Annotated in this window: 1 rRNA gene and 1 pseudogene; one reads left to right on the forward strand and one right to left on the reverse strand. The window is 68.0% G+C overall.

The annotated features are described in order from the left end of the window. Positions 1-212 precede the first annotated feature (212 nt). A 5S ribosomal RNA gene (gene rrf, locus ABT092_RS30935) occupies positions 213-329 on the forward strand. Between the two features lie 311 nt (positions 330-640). On the opposite strand, the pseudogene ABT092_RS30940 reads toward rrf, so the two are convergent. Beyond that, positions 641-1,537 (reverse strand): annotated as a pseudogene (locus ABT092_RS30940) (hypothetical protein); the annotation flags it as partial.

Consider the following 1,537-nt stretch of genomic DNA (forward strand, 5'->3'; position numbering starts at 1 on the left):
GTTGATAGGCCAGATATGGAAGCCGGGTGACCGGTGGAGTTGACTGGTACTAATAGGCCGAGGGCTTGTCCTCAGTTGCTCGCGTCCACTGTGTTTGTTCTCAGACAACGAACAGTTGTGCTGGCTGAACAATGGCACTGATTAATTGAAGAGTGTGCTTGTTCGCTGAGCCCTGTTCGACTCCATCGTCGAGGTGGAGTTACTGATAGGGTTTCGGTGGTTATAGCGTGAGGGAAACGCCCGGTTACATTCCGAACCCGGAAGCTAAGCCTTTCAGCGCCGATGGTACTGCAGGGGGGACCCTGTGGGAGAGTAGGACGCCGCCGAACAATCTTTCAAGGACCCTTGGTCCCAGCGTACAGCGCTGGGACCAAGGGTCCTTTTTGTTTTGCTGAGAAGCGCTAGCCCTATGACTGCGCGAGAATGACTGCGGTACCGAAGACAGGAGTCACCGATGTCCACGAACTCTGCCGACGATCGCTCGGAGCGAGGCCCGTTCCGGCGGGACAGCGGTGACCGTGGGGGGTACCGCGGAGGACCCCGCCGCGACAACGACCGCGGGGGATACGGACGACGAGACGACCGGGACCGCGGCCGCGATGACCGCGGAGGCCGTTCCGACCGTGACCGTGGTGGGGCGTCATCCGAGCGTCGCGACCACGGCGACCGTGGCGGGCGTCCCCCCTTCCGACAGGACGACCGGGACCGCGGTGGTTTCCGTCGTGATGATCGTGGTCGTGATGGGGATCGTGGTGGTTTCCGTCGTGATGATCGTGAGCGTCGTGATGATCGGCGTGATGACCGGGGTGGGTTCCGTCGTGAGGGCGATCGTCCGTCCTACCGGCGGGACGACGACCGGGGTGGGTACCGGGGGAACGACCGTCGGGACGACCGGGGTCGGGATGACCGGGGTCGTGACGGAGACCGCGACCGGGGTGGGTTCCGCCGTGACGGCGACCGCCCGACCCACCGTCGCGACGACGACCGCGGCGGCTACCGACGCGACGACCGCGGACCCGCGGGCGGCGCACGCGGCGGCTTCCGGGACCGTGACGACCGCGGGCGGGACGGGGCCCGCGGCCGGGACGGTGAGCGGTCGGGCTTCCGCCGTGATGGCGACCGCCCCTCGTACCGTCGTGATGACCAGCGGCCCGGTGGTGACCGCGGTGGTTTCCGTCGTGATGATCGTGGTCGTGATGGGGATCGTGGTGGTTTCCGTCGTGATGATCGTGAGCGTCGTGATGATCGGCGTGATGACCGGGGTGGGTTCCGTCGTGAGGGCGATCGTCCGTCCTACCGGCGGGACGACGACCGGGGTGGGTACCGGGGGAACGACCGTCGGGACGACCGGGGTCGGGATGACCGGGGTCGTGACGGAGACCGCGACCGGGGTGGGTTCCGCCGTGACGGCGACCGCCCGACCCACCGTCGCGACGACGACCGCGGCGGCTACCGACGCGACGACCGCGGACCCGCGGGCGGCGCACGCGGCGGCTTCCGGGACCGTGACGACCGCGGGCGGGACGGGGCCCGCGGC

Source organism: Streptomyces sp. NPDC002490 (assembly GCF_040296045.1).
In the GTDB taxonomy this organism is placed as follows: Bacteria; Actinomycetota; Actinomycetes; order Streptomycetales; family Streptomycetaceae; genus Streptomyces.